We start from the raw sequence: 13,219 nt of genomic DNA on the forward strand, positions 1-13,219 counted from the left end.
GTTTAATCAGAACCCTTGCAGTAACAACTGCAGGGGTTTCTTGGTTTATAAAGTTTAAAGAGCAAAGAACAAGGGGCAAAAGCTGAATTGTTTTTGAATATTCCACCCGTTCTTCTTGCTAAACACGATTCGGGATGTTTTTAAGGGTACTAACCAATAACAATATAAGAACAAGGAGATTAGAATCCATCTATAATTGTTTCCCGCAGATTTCAGGGATTTCGCGGATTTAGGGTGATGAAACGTTGTGTTGTTGAAATTCAGGATCTTTGAAGGGTACTAACCCATAACGATAGAAAAACAAGGAGATTAGGAATCCATCTATAATTGTTTCCCGCAGATTTCAGGGATTTCGCAGATTTAGGGTGATGAAACGTTGTGTAGTCGAATTTGGAGTCTGAATAAAAGCCAGTTTAAAGTTATTCTCAATCAATGTTCTTCCAAACCCTTGTCTGGTTCTCCTGAATGGGATTCAGAATCTTAGAAGAGTGGATTTAAAACGCTACAACAGGAGCAGGCTTTCAAAAAAGTACCAAGCCTGCCTTTAATAAACCTGATGGGAAAGAAAATCCTTTTTGTTAACCACGACATTCTATTTTTAGAAATATCTCAACAAAAAGATTGTCGTGTACAGAAGGACTGAAAGAGCCAATCGTTGCTGACTTTCGTTTACAAATGATTCACTTTCTTCCTGTTAAAAAATGTAAAATCTTTAAGTGCCCATTTAATAAATCCGTATTATTGTACCATTACGTACTTCATCATATGACTAATTTCAGCCAAAGAAAATTATTTACTCTTATTGTTTTCATCCTTGTTCAAATGGGTGCTTCTGCACAGAATAAAAATGTAAAGCTTCCTGCGAATTGGTTTAATCTGGATCTGGTGGAGAGTGGTTATTTTGGAATTAGTACAGAGAAAGCTTATCGTGATCTTTTAAAGGATAAAAAACCAAAAGAAAATATCATTGTAGCTGTTATTGACGGCGGGGTCGATATTAATCACCCTGATTTAAAACCGGTTTTATGGGTTAATCAAAAAGAGATTCCTGGAAATGGTATTGACGATGATGGGAATGGTTATATCGATGATATTCATGGATGGAATTTTATTGGTTCAAAGAAAGGTAATCTGGAATTTGATAATCTGGAATTGGTTCGGCTTCTTAGAATCTATACACCAAAGTATCAGTCTACCACCAATCTGACACCATTAGATAGTAATCAAAAGGAAGAATTCAGGCTTTATAAAAAAATGGTGGGTGATTTTGGAAAGAAATATGAAGATGCCAGTAATACGTTTTCTGTACTTGTTGCCATTAATAAGGTTTTGGATTCTGTGGCCACCATAAATCATAAGCAAATTCCAACTTATGAAGATATAGAAAAATATAAGGCTGATGATGAGACAGAAGAGCAGGTTAAAACCATTATCAGGAAAGGTTCAAGAGAAGATGGTGGCTTTGATAAGTTTTATAAGAATATTAAAGATGGTTATAAGCAATATGATGCCATGCTGAAATACAATCTGAATCCTAAATATGATAAAAGGGCAGAACTGGTAGGGGATGATTATGCTAATAGTCAGGATAGAAACTATGGAAATGCAGATGTAAAAGGGCCGGATGCCACGCATGGAACGCATGTAAGCGGGATTATTGGTGCTGATCGTAATAATAATTCAGGCATTTTGGGCGTGGCCAATCATGTGCGTATTATGGCTATCAGGGTTGTACCAACAGGCGATGAACGGGATAAAGATGTAGCTAATGGAATCAGATATGCTGTAGATAATGGCGCCAGGGTGATTAACATGAGCTTCGGAAAGGCATATAAATGGGATAAAAAGGTTGTTGATGAAGCAGTAAGATATGCTGAATCTAATGGTGTACTGCTGGTTCATGCTGCTGGCAATGATCATCAGAATAATGATGTTGAAGAAAATTTTCCAAATAAATACTATGATAGTGCTGAAGCGGAGGCATATAAATCGGCACACCGCAAACCATTGAAACCAGATTTTATACCACAAAAACCTGTCGGACAACATACCATGGGCATGAGGCCTCCAATGGGTATTGCTGTTCCAAAACAGGTACCACTTGATTCTGCGAAATTTAGTTTACCCAGTGCTACCAATTGGATTGAGGTTGGTGCAAGTGCATATAAAGACGATGAAACATTGAAAGCTGATTTCTCAAATTATGGCAAATATAATGTTGATGTTTTTGCGCCTGGCTTTTTAATAAACTCTACTATTCCTGATGGTAAATATGAAGAGCTTGATGGTACCAGTATGGCTTCGCCGATGGTATCGGGTTTGGCTGCTTTGATTTTGAGTTATTACCCTCAACTTAAGCCTGCTCAGGTCAGGGAGATCATCATGAAATCTGTTTCGAAAGTAAACCACAAGGTCAAATATAAAAACGAAAAAGGTGAGAATGCCAGGGCGCTATTTAGTGAAATTTGTGTTAGTGGTGGTATAGTAAATGCATACAATGCCTTAAAACTAGCGGCAACTTATTAATATCAGCTGGCTTTTGTTCTTGTATTGATAAATTCCTGAAAGGTAGCAAACGGATATTTTTTTGCTTTCATCCAGGTGATCAGGCGATCCATTCTTCTGATCATTTTTTGTCCTGTGTTTTTTCTCACGTAAGCAGGAAAGCCAAACCTCTCCACATCATTAAGATCAGTAAATTCCCATGGATGAAAATAAATATTTAAGTATCGATCTTTTTGATAAGTCCAGCGAGCCACGAACTTGTAGACACCAAGTGGCAAATTGTGAAAGGAAAGCCAGAATAGCGGAAACCTGATAATTGGACTTACAGAAGCTGGAATTTGCAGTACATTTTGCTTAGTAAAAAAGGTTCTTGAGATGTTGAAATTATTATAGCGGCCAGGTAAGTAAGTGGGATTCATTGAAGTATTATAGGTATAACCAGCCTTTTCTATTTCTTTTTCATCAACAGGCATCATGCGGGCCATGCGATAACCAGTAATTTCTTTTCCGGAGAGTTGTTGTAATCTCAGTTTAGACTGAAGCAAGTGTTCCGGTTTAAAATCAGAGTGATAATAGCCATGTGAAGCCAATTCATGTCCGCTTTTGGTTATGCGCTCAATTAGATCAGGTACATTTTCGGCGAAAGTAACCGTGCAAAAAAACGTCGCTTGAACCTGGTGTTTATCCAATAAATCCAAAATGGCGATCGTACCTGCTCTTGAAATGGAAATCTGATCTGCAAACGAAATATCCTTGCCATATTCAAAAGGCATATCAAATTCTTCAATATCAAAACTTAATAATACCATTATTGCTGAGGGATATTGGTTGAACGGATAATATAATTTGGACGGTTTTTAGTCTGCATAAACATTTTACCTACATAGATACCGATGATTCCTAAAATAATCAATTGCAAACCACCGAAAAATACAATGGTCATAATCATGGATGCCCAACCGGAAACTTCAACATGATTAACGAATGCATAAATCACATAGGGAATGTATAAAACAGAAGCCAATGATAAGATAAAGCCCAAGTAAACAGCCGAATATAGTGGCTTTATGCTAAATGCGGTAACGCCATGCAGGGCCAATCGAATCATTTTCTTTAGGGTATATTTACTTGATCCGGAAAAACGTGCTGCCGGTTGATACTTTATGGCATGTTGCTTAAAGCCTAACCACTTTACCAAACCACGAAGGAAGGGTTCATTTTCGTGAAAATTCCGGAAAACATTTACCACTTTCTGATCCAGTAAGCGGAAATCTGCGGCACCAGGTTCAAGATCAATGTCTGATAACCAATTCAGTATTTTATAAAAAAGATTGGATGAGCTTCGCTTTCCTTTAGAAAGACTTTTATCTTCTGCCCTGATGGTATAAACCACTTCAAAACCAGCTTCCCATTTTTTAAGCATTTCAGGAATTAGCTCTGGCGGGTGCTGCATGTCACAATCCATTGAAATCACACAGTCGCCGAAGGCATGATCCATACCGGCTTTCACTGCAAGCTGATGCCCGAAATTTCTACTAAATTCCAGGAAGAAAATGTTATCTGCAGTGGATGAGTACTCCTTGATTTTTTCAAGGGTATGATCTGCACTTCCATCATCTACCAGGATAATTTCATAATTATAATTGATGGTGGAGAAAACGTTCTTGATACTTTCAGAGATCACAAAAATATTATCAGCTTCATTGTAAGCTGGTATGACTATAGAAACTAATTTCTTCATTTATCAGCAATCAAATATGATTTAAAATCTTCTTTCATCATTTGGTAAATAATCGTAAACCAAATGATCATGCAAGGTAGGGCTTTGAGTGAATATAGGCGAATAAATTCTTTTGCAGCTCTTGGAAACAGGTCTGTTGGAGATAAGCTGGTTAAACAAAACGCAAACACAAACAAGCCTATAACCAAATTATTTTTTGGCGATGTTTGAACGATAAACCAGATGGCCACACCTGCAAAGGCAATGATATAAGTTGGCGATTCAGATCCACTGCTAAAGATCACCGTGAATATTAATGTAGATGCCAAAAGCATTAAGCGGAAAGCAAGGTGTTTATATTGGCTGATTCTTAAATAGGGCAAAGCGAAAAGGATTAACCCACCAAGTAAAAAAGGCATATTTGGAAGATTGACGTTTCCACTTATTCTTCTTGCCATGCCCATTACAGAAATATCCTGAAAAGAAGTAAGTGAAGCATTTGAAGCATTTTTATGAACAAGGGAATGATACCAATCTACGTAAGATTGCATCACGAAATGAGGTGAGGAAATGGTCATTGGCAACAGGAAGAGTAAAAATACAGCTAGCACGCCTGCCAAAATGAACTTTACTTTATGCCGGGTAAAGAAGAAAAATGCCAAACCCACAATGCCATATAGCTTTACAAATGTGCCTAAGGCGATAAAAATGGCAGATTTAATTTCTTGTTTTTTTATTAAGTAAGAAAAGCTAAGCAATATCAATCCGGTTAAAGCAATGTTGAACTGAAAGCTGAATAGGGCTGTAAGTGTTTCATGTGCACAAATCCAGGCAATAACTGTTCTTTTATTGAGTGAAAGCGGCAGACTATAAATACCCCAGAGTAGTACCAAAACATTAGCAATGTTCCACAAAATCATGCCCAGGCCATCAGGCAGCCAGGCAAAAGGAGCAATCAGTAAAGAGAAAATGATTCCATAATGGTTGCTGTCGCCATATTCTGCATAATTGTTATATAAATTCTGCAAATCAAGTGTATGCAGATAAACATATTTGAAAATAAGGTAATTGTTGAACGAATGGTGAAGGTATTGTTTTGTACCGGCAACAATAGCCAATATAACATATATGCCAATAACACATTGTTTTTTTTGTAAAAAGGCAAAAATTTTAGAAAAGACCGAGTTTGTTACTGTGCTCATATGATTGGTTGGGCAAATATAATGAATTTAATGATCCACAACAGGGCTATGATTGTACATCATCCATTCCCCAGCCAGCTGTTATCTTTTAATTAAATATAATATTCATTATGGGGCTGATTAAAAGAAAAGTTATACGCTTCATCACTTTAAAATGATTGATTACCGAATTTTCAAATAGTCTGATTGCCGGGTATGATCGAATGATAATTCTAAGTTCTACTGATTCTGAATGAAATTATTAATTTCGGAAACTTCCATTCACCATAATTAAGCTGATACTTTACCAATCTTGTCTAAATTGTCAGATTGGTTTTCCTTTGTTTCTTTAAAGAGTATTTTTGATTGACTATACTGAGCATAGTTTTAATGTTAACCATCATGAATAAAACACTTAAAATAACAAGAAGGAGCAAAAGGCCATTATTACCCGCCATAATCTTTATGATCGTGCTTTTTGTAAGCACGGGGATTGTAAATGCACAATCACCGTGGATCAGTTTAGGTAAAAAACCTTCCACATTAGGTTTAGAGAAAGGTTATCTCTCTTTTGATGCCGGCGCATTTAATTTAAAACTGGTTAAATCAGCTCAGACAGTTGCTGGATTGCAACCCAAAAACGTTAAAGATTTTGATTTTGTGCCGGGTGATAGTTTGAAAGTCAGAAGTTCAGACGGACTTTACCACCTGGGTGATCTTAACCTGAAGATTAAAACAGAAAATAGTAAAGCGTGGACCAGCTACAGCACCGCGGGCAAAAGGATGCCGGTAAAAGCATTGGCTGCGAATGGTAAGGTGCTGGCATCAGCAGATCTTGCCGCTACTCTGCCTGCAGATATTCCTTTACAAATCATCCGAAGCTGGGAAATGAATGATGGTAAACTGATCTTAAAATTTGAATTAAGAAACAAATCTGCTCAAAATATAGAAATTGGTGCTTTGGGTATACCCATGATTTTTGATAATATTCTGGAAGGCCGGACACTGGAGCAAGCCCATGCTAAAAATGTTTTTTATGATCCCTATATTGGAAATGATGCAGGTTATTTACAGGTAACCCGGTTAAGTGGTCATGCGCCATCTTTATTAGTTTTGCCTTTTGGCAAAACACCATTTGAAGCCTATAACCCTTTAAATGATGACCGTACACCCAGAGGAATTGCCTTTGAAGGTTTCTATGAGTGGATGATTTATAGCAAGGCCTATGCGGAGAATGAATGGAAAAATGCTGATCAATGGAATGTGCCAACATCAACCAGCTTAAAGCCCAATGAAACCAGAACGTATGGACTCCAGTTTGTCCTGTCCGGTACGGCAAGAGATACGGAACAAAAACTGATCGAAAATAAGCGACCAGTGGCAGTTTCCTTTCCGGGTTATGTAATTCCCCGAGATGTAGATGCTAAATTGTTCCTTAAATATGGCAGTAAAATTAAAACAATCAAAGCCTTTCCGGAAAATTCGATGGTAATTAAGGCTATAGGCACAACCAAAAATGGCTGGAAAAGTTATGCTGTTAATGGCAGGACATGGGGTAGAGCCAGATTAACCATTTTATATGAAGATGGCTTGGAGCAGACGGTGAATTATAAAATTATTGAGCCCGAAGCCAATGTTATTGCCAGTTATGGAAATTTCTTAACGACAAAACAATGGTTTGAACAACCTAATGATCAATTTAAACGTTCGCCATCGGTGATTACTTATGACAATGAAGAACAGCAACAGGTGATACAGGATAATCGCGCATGGATTGCCGGCCTGAGTGATGAAGGAGGAGCTGGCTCCTGGCTTGGTGCCATTATGAAACAGTTGGTTCATCCGGAGAAGGCTGAAATTGATAAGTTGCAAAAATTTGTAGATACCGTGATGTTTGGAAATATTCAGCTTAAAAACGGTCCGCAAAAATATGGCGTAAAAAAGAGTTTGTTTTTTTATGAGCCGGACTCGATGCCTAAAAATACCTATTCCAGCAGCATAAATTTTAAAACCTGGTCTGCCTGGCCTAAAAAAGAAGCTGATAATCTGGGCCGTTCCTATAATTATCCACATGTTGCAGCTGCACACTGGATGATGTATCGCTTAGCCCGAAATTATAAAGGCCTGGTAAATCCATCCACCTGGAAAGAACACCTTATTGATGCTGCCGAGACAGGAATGGCCATGGTAAACATTGCGCCTTATTATGCGCAATTCGGGCAAATGGAAGGAACCATTTTTTATCTTATCCTAACTGATCTGAAAAATGAAGGTTTGATGGAAGAAGCGGCTAAGCTGGAACTGGAAATGAAAAAACGTGCCGATCATTGGAAATCACTGGAATACCCCTTTGGTAGCGAAATGCCCTGGGATTCTACCGGGCAGGAAGAAGTTTATTTGTGGTCGAATTATTTTGGCTATAATGATAAAGCAAAAGTAACGCTTGATGCTATTTTAGCATATATGCCAGTAATCCCACATTGGGCATATAATGGAAATGCCCGCCGTTACTGGGATTTTTTATACGGAGGTAAATTGCAGCGCATCGAAAGGATGATTCACCATTATGGTTCTGCATTAAATGCCATTCCGTTATTGATGGATTACCGCAAAAATCCTGCTGATTTTTATTTGTTGCGTGCCGGCTATGGTGGCTTAATGGGTTCCATCTCTAATATCACTAAAGATGGATTTGCACCGGCAGCTTTTCATGCTTATCCATCTACGTTAAAGAATGATGGCATTACAGGAGATTATGGCTCTGGCTTTTTTGGTTATGCCGTAAATACCTCAACGTATGTGCTGGAACATCCTGAATTTGGCTGGCTGGCTTTTGGCGGGAACTTGAAGAAGAGCAAGAATAAGATTGATATTAAACTAACTACTGCCGCAAAATCATCGGTTTACTTAGCCCCAATTGGATTGTGGATTTCACTTGATGCCGGTAAAATAGCATCCCTGCAATATAATAGCTCAACTGGTGAAGTAAAGCTGAACTTAGAAAAGGCAGATGCATATACACCAACTGCCATCATCCGAATTGCCCAGCCTGCAAAAATATCGGGTGTAGGTACCTATGAGATAAAGTCTGTAAACATGAAGGAACGTGGAGCAAGTTTTATTAATCTTTCTCCAACGGGAACCACAGCAGTGTTGATTCAAAAATAAATTCACCAGCTCATTTATTTCAAAAGGTTGTCCCTTCATTAATAATTCAGATTTGTCAGGTTGAGCTTGTCGAAACACCGTTAAGAACATTTTTTAACAAGTCTTTCGACAGGCTCCTTGACATTTTGAATTTATGATACAGCCACTGCGTTTTTTCCAAGCTTTTGAAAGCTGGGTTCTGAAATCCTCAAATAAAAAGCTGATATCAGAAGTGTAATCAGTTTGCTGCCATGTTGATTATTTTTCTTTAATCACTCTGATGCTGTAAACAGGACCCGCACTATTCCTGGCTTTCGGAGATAGTTTAACCGTTACCTTTTTTTTGCCTTTACTTAATTCTGGAGGGATTTTATAGGAAATTTCATAAAAGCGACTCTCTTTATACCGGTTTAAATCTTCTGATGCAATGTTTACGTTATCAACCAAAATATCGAAGTTTCTTCCCCGGTTATCCATGCCCCAATAAGATGCAATAATGGTATTCTGTGCATTGGGATCTACCTTAACCTCAAATTGAATAAAACCCTCTTCACCAGCCATACGCCACTTGCTGCCATGTTCTTCTCCCATTGACTCTTTAGCTGCCGTGAAATTGTGGTCGCGTTCTGGTTGCATCTCGCCAAATCTGAAAACATCAAGCGTTTTATCTTCCAGTTCTTTTTGCTTCCGTTTCTGTTCATCGTAAATTTTCTGCTGTACCGCCCATTTTTCAGGGGTAAATACATCCCAGTAAACACTATAAAACTGGTTTTTTGTTTGATAGAAGGGGATCATGGTTACCTCCTGCGGTTGGGCAATGTTTTTAGTCTGGAATTTAAGTTCAGCCTGATTTACCACACTTAACCAATCTTTAGGGTCTTTATTGGCACTTACAAATACCGGAACACCTTTAATTGGATCTGGTTCTGTCGTTCCTAAAACTCCGGCAAGTAATACTGGTCCGAAAAATACAGCCCGGCGGTCTGCATTATCAGGCATGGCCTCCGTATATAATTTCTCGGGTGTAACATAGCTGATTTGATCATCATTTTTCCATTTTCGGGTAATCACATAATAACCTGTTTGATCAGGCATAATTTTTTGAATTTCACCATTCACCGCTATAGTGGTTTCAGTTGACCATTTAGGCTTTCTTACCCGGATAGCGAAGGTAGATGCTTTGGTTAACTTGAGCTTGAGCGTGGTATGATCTCCCTGTGGTAAAGCCGTTTGCTGCGTTAAGGTTAGTCCTTTTTCTTTCCAGTTTAAAACTGATGGAATGAAAAGGTTTACATATAAACTGCCATCATCGCCTCTGGAATAAATGCTTTCATTGTATTTTACATGATTTTCCATACCCGTGCCTACGCAACAGGTAAAGGTATTAAACTGATCGCTGTATTCTTTTTTACCGCCCATGCGTAATGGCACAAAATAGCACATCATTCCATCATCATGGTTTTGCGAGGCCAGAATGTGATTATACAAGGCTTTTTCATAATAATCAAATAATTCTGCTGACGGATTTTCCGCAAAGAGGTGGCCTGTTAATTTCAGCATGTTATACGTGTTACAGGTTTCGGTGGTATTTTCGGTTAGCTTATCATTTAATTTATTGGGTTCGCTTAAATACTCGTAGTTACTGTTGCCTCCGGTAGCATAAGAGTGGTGGTAAACAATCGTTTTCCAGAAAAAATCTGCAATGGCCTTGTCATTTTGATCGCCTGTAATTTCATGTCTTCTGGCACTGGCAATAATTTTAGGAATTTGCGTATTGGAATGTTTTCCGGGTAAGATATCCTGTTCTTTAGCCAGAGGATCAAGGATGCGTTTATCATAAAATTTGTAAGATAAGTCCAGGTATTTTTTTTCGCCGGTTATGGCATACAGGTTAACCAATGTTTCGGCCATACCGCCGTATTCACAAAAAAGCATCTTTTGCAAAAGCTCATCATTTAGTTTGCTTACGATATGTTGAGTCCAATCCGCCAGGGCTACTGAAGCGCTGAGGGCCTTTTTATTGCCTGTGTAAAAGTAGGCATCCAAAAGTCCGGACATAATTTTATGCACGGTATACCATGGAGACCAGCCGCCATTTAAATCAAAGCCACCGGTTTTCACATTTCCCTTTGCCAGTTCACCCCAGATTTTATCTTCATTTCCAAAAGCACCCAGATAACCGTTTTTTCTAGCTTTCTGACAAGCCAGCAGTTCATCAACAATATAATTTACTTTGGTTAAAACCGCCGGATCTTTAGTGGTGGCATATTGCATGGATATGGCCGATAAATAATGGCCTAATGAGTGGCCGGCCAAACCATCACTTTCCCAGCCACCATAAATTTTGCCCTTAGGCTCAAGTCCTGCATTTTTTCTGAAACCCGATAACAGGCGATCCGGATCAATGACAGCGAGATAGGATTCATCTGCCAGCATAGCGGTTTTAAATGTGCTTTCCAGCAAGCTTACCTGCGAAAGATCAAAAGCATAGGCTTTAATTGGCGTGCTGTTTTTAACTTTTATCCGGCTATCGTTAAAGTGTGGAAAGTAATTTTGGGCTTGAGTATCTACAGCGCCTGACAGGGCCAATATCAGCAAGCCTTTAATCATAATCTTATTCATGATGGTAAAGGGTTTATCTAATCAATAAAATTAAACAAAAGGTATAGCTTGTAAACCCCTATAATTTGCCATTATTAAGCATATTTTAACCCCGTTTTAAATATATGATTAAATTAAGGTGATTATGATACCATAGCAATTGCCATTAATTGTCTGATTCATCCCGTATTTTATCCGGTTTGTACTAAAAATTCCTGATTAACAAACACTTTGGCCATCTTCGTATAGCGTCAATATCAACCGCATTATCTGTTTAGTTTTTTACGATGAAAAATTTAATCCGCATTTTTTTGCTTTTTGCCGGTTTATATGCACCAGCAGTTTTTGCTCAGGTAAAATCGCCATCCTACACTTTAGCTGATACGCTTAGGGGAAGCCTGAATGCTGAAAGAACCTGGTGGGATGTACAACGGTATGAGCTTGCTTTTAAACCTGATTATGGGCACAAAAGCATATCTGGTGCCAATGAAATCATTTATAAGGTAGTTCAACCGAATGATGGAAAAACCCGCATGCAAATTGACCTTCAGGAACCACTGGTGATTGATAGCATTTGGTATAATGAATATGCAAAACTTAAATTTGAGCACGTAGGAAGTGTTTGGTATGCCCATGTTCCCGGTCAGAAATTAAAAACAGTTAACCGTGTAAAAATCTTCTATCATGGAAATGTACATCAGGCAAAACGTGCGCCCTGGGATGGAGGATTCATTTTCACAACTGATTCTCTATCCAGGCCATGGATGACCGTTGCCTGCCAGGGTTTGGGCGCATCAGTCTGGTATCCTAATAAAGACCATCAAAGTGATGAACCAGATTTAGGCGCTTCCTTAACAATGACCATTCCTGATACCCTTGTAGGCATTGGCAATGGCAGATTGGTTTTTAAAAAAGATAATCACGATGGTACAGTAACCTATAAATATAATGTAGTTAATCCCATTAGTAATTATTGCATTATTCCATACATTGGTAAATATGTAAATTTTAAGGAACAGTATGCAGGTGAAAAAGGAAAGCTAGACCTGAATTACTGGGTGTTGGATTATAACCTTGGCAAAGCCAGCACCTACATGCCCGATCAGGTTCATAAAATGATGAAAAGCTTTGAACATTGGCTTGGCCCATATCCTTTTTATGAAGATGGCTATCAGCTCATTGATGCCTCTCATACCGGGATGGAACACCAGTCAGCAGTTTCTTACGGCAATAAATATAAGTTTGGTTATTTAGGCCGGGATATGTCTGGCAATGGCTGGGGGTTAAAATGGGATTTTATCATCATCCACGAAAGTGGTCATGAATGGTTCGGCAATAACATTACCACCAAAGATCTTGCGGATATGTGGGTACATGAAGGTTTTACCAATTATAGCGAAACCCTGTTTGTGGATTATAATTTCGGAACTGACGCAGGTAATGCGTATAATTTTGGCATCAGAAAAGGGATCCGAAATGATCGGCCGATTATTCCACCTTATGGCGTAAATGCTCAGGGTAGCGGAGACATGTATCCGAAAGGCGGTAATATGCTGCATTCCATCAGGCACAGTTTGGATAATGATGAACTTTTCAGGTCCATTTTGCGGGGACTAAATAAAGTTTTTTATCACCAAACGGTAACAAGCGCTCAGGTAGAAGCTTATGTTTCCAAACAAGCCGGTTATTCTTATTCAAAAGTCTTTGATCAGTATTTACGAACTACCCAGGTACCTGTATTCGAATATTATATTAAAAATAATGAAGTGTTTTACCGGTATACTAACTGTGTTGACGGATTTAATTTGCCGTTAATCCTTAAAAAAGAGGGTGTTAAAACGTTAAAACTTATTCCGACACCAACCTGGGCACATTGCAAACTATTGCAAGGGCAAGAATCTTTACTGGAAAAAGCAGCGATTGAATTCATGTATTACCTGCAGGTTAAAATGAACAGTTAGATTTTAACCTAAATGGTCTATTTATAGTTGGTATCGGTTAAAATACAACAATTCCACCCTGAAGCTATGGCGTAACTTTGAATATAAGATAAGAATTACAATAT

General features: G+C 38.4%; 7 protein-coding genes. 3 read left to right on the plus strand and 4 right to left on the minus strand.

Annotation, left to right across the window (positions count from 1 at the left end; translation table 11 throughout):
• Nucleotides 1-822: 822 nt before the first annotated feature.
• A complete protein-coding gene (locus tag OQ267_RS12790) occupies nt 823-2,526 on the plus strand; it encodes a S8 family peptidase (protein WP_265836214.1) in 1,704 nt (567 codons plus the stop codon).
• A gap of 2 nt (nt 2,527-2,528) precedes the next feature.
• Here the strand turns inward: OQ267_RS12790 and OQ267_RS12795 are convergent, their stop codons facing one another.
• Genes OQ267_RS12795 through OQ267_RS12805 form a run of 3 tightly spaced genes read right to left on the minus strand, consistent with a single transcriptional unit; the run spans nt 2,529 to nt 5,427 of the window.
• Nucleotides 2,529-3,314: a polysaccharide deacetylase family protein gene (locus OQ267_RS12795; RefSeq protein ID WP_265836215.1), complete on the minus strand. Its 786-nt coding sequence runs from the start codon at nt 3,312-3,314 to the stop codon at nt 2,529-2,531.
• Nucleotides 3,314-4,246: a glycosyltransferase family 2 protein gene (locus OQ267_RS12800; RefSeq protein WP_265836216.1), complete on the minus strand. Its 933-nt coding sequence runs from the start codon at nt 4,244-4,246 to the stop codon at nt 3,314-3,316. The genes OQ267_RS12795 and OQ267_RS12800 overlap by 1 nt, the downstream gene beginning before the upstream one ends.
• Complete coding sequence (locus OQ267_RS12805; protein ID WP_265836217.1) at nt 4,243-5,427, minus strand: glycosyltransferase family 87 protein; 1,185 nt, start codon at nt 5,425-5,427, stop codon at nt 4,243-4,245. The genes OQ267_RS12800 and OQ267_RS12805 overlap by 4 nt, the downstream gene beginning before the upstream one ends.
• Nucleotides 5,428-5,808: 381 nt before the next feature.
• On the opposite strand from OQ267_RS12805, the gene OQ267_RS12810 reads away from it, so the two are divergent.
• Nucleotides 5,809-8,574: a DUF5695 domain-containing protein gene (locus tag OQ267_RS12810; protein ID WP_265836218.1), complete on the plus strand. Its 2,766-nt coding sequence runs from the start codon at nt 5,809-5,811 to the stop codon at nt 8,572-8,574.
• Nucleotides 8,575-8,811: 237 nt separating this feature from the next.
• Here the strand turns inward: OQ267_RS12810 and OQ267_RS12815 are convergent, their stop codons facing one another.
• Nucleotides 8,812-11,175: a glycoside hydrolase family 127 protein gene (locus OQ267_RS12815; RefSeq protein ID WP_265836219.1), complete on the minus strand. Its 2,364-nt coding sequence runs from the start codon at nt 11,173-11,175 to the stop codon at nt 8,812-8,814.
• Nucleotides 11,176-11,441: 266 nt separating this feature from the next.
• Between OQ267_RS12815 and OQ267_RS12820 the strand changes: the two genes are divergently transcribed.
• Entirely contained in the window at nt 11,442-13,115 is a 1,674-nt protein-coding gene (locus OQ267_RS12820) for a M1 family metallopeptidase (RefSeq protein WP_265836220.1), read from the plus strand.
• Nucleotides 13,116-13,219 lie beyond the last annotated feature (104 nt).

It is taken from the genome of Pedobacter sp. MR22-3 (assembly GCF_026240075.1).
Classification (GTDB): domain Bacteria; phylum Bacteroidota; class Bacteroidia; order Sphingobacteriales; family Sphingobacteriaceae; genus Pedobacter.

Coding starts and splice junctions, on each gene's coding strand:
- OQ267_RS12800 (WP_265836216.1), bottom strand. CDS start 4,246: ATGAAGAAATTAGTTTCTATAGTCATACCAGCTTACAATGAAGCTGAT.
- OQ267_RS12810 (WP_265836218.1), top strand. CDS start 5,809: ATGAATAAAACACTTAAAATAACAAGAAGGAGCAAAAGGCCATTATTA.
- OQ267_RS12815 (WP_265836219.1), bottom strand. CDS start 11,175: ATGAATAAGATTATGATTAAAGGCTTGCTGATATTGGCCCTGTCAGGC.
- OQ267_RS12790 (WP_265836214.1), top strand. CDS start 823: ATGGGTGCTTCTGCACAGAATAAAAATGTAAAGCTTCCTGCGAATTGG.
- OQ267_RS12820 (WP_265836220.1), top strand. CDS start 11,442: ATGAAAAATTTAATCCGCATTTTTTTGCTTTTTGCCGGTTTATATGCA.
- OQ267_RS12795 (WP_265836215.1), bottom strand. CDS start 3,314: ATGGTATTATTAAGTTTTGATATTGAAGAATTTGATATGCCTTTTGAA.
- OQ267_RS12805 (WP_265836217.1), bottom strand. CDS start 5,427: ATGAGCACAGTAACAAACTCGGTCTTTTCTAAAATTTTTGCCTTTTTA.